The sequence below is a fragment of the Pseudomonas sp. EA_65y_Pfl1_P113 genome (assembly GCF_963970525.1).
Lineage (GTDB): Bacteria > Pseudomonadota > Gammaproteobacteria > Pseudomonadales > Pseudomonadaceae > Aquipseudomonas > Aquipseudomonas tritici.
Genome location: NZ_CAXAQM010000630.1, coordinates 1 through 442, shown reverse-complemented (window position 1 = coordinate 442; position 442 = coordinate 1). Strand labels below are relative to the sequence as shown.

Genomic DNA, 442 nt, shown 5'->3' with positions numbered 1-442 from the left:
CGCCACGGCAGAAAGCCGATACCGCCGCCGGTCAGCCACGGCGCCAGGTGGTGCAGGTCAATCGGCACCTCGACATACTTCACCGTCTCGTGGGGCGTTCTCCGGCCGCCGTCGCGGGCATGCACCAGATAGGCGTCGAGCAAAGCCGGATCCACTCGGCCGAGGTCGACGGCGCCGAGCTGCGTCCGAAGGAACGCGGCAAAGTGCTGGATGTAGCGCAGAAGCCGGATCGCCGAGGTCGCGCCGCAGGGCGCACGATATCCCGGCAAGTGGATGCGCAGACGGGCGATTACATACTCTTTCGCCAGACGGCGCGTGACCGGATCGGCGATGCGGGCGAAGTTGAGCCGGTAATTGCTGTAGCGCGCGTTCACCCGGAAGATGGCGGCGCTCAAATCCCAGTGATCGTCACCGAAACGGTGGAGCTGCGCGCGGTCGGCAT

Annotated in this window: 1 pseudogene; it reads right to left on the bottom strand. The window is 66.3% G+C overall.

What is annotated here, in order from left to right:
* Positions 1–442, bottom strand: a pseudogene (locus AACY52_RS31455) (hypothetical protein); the annotation flags it as partial.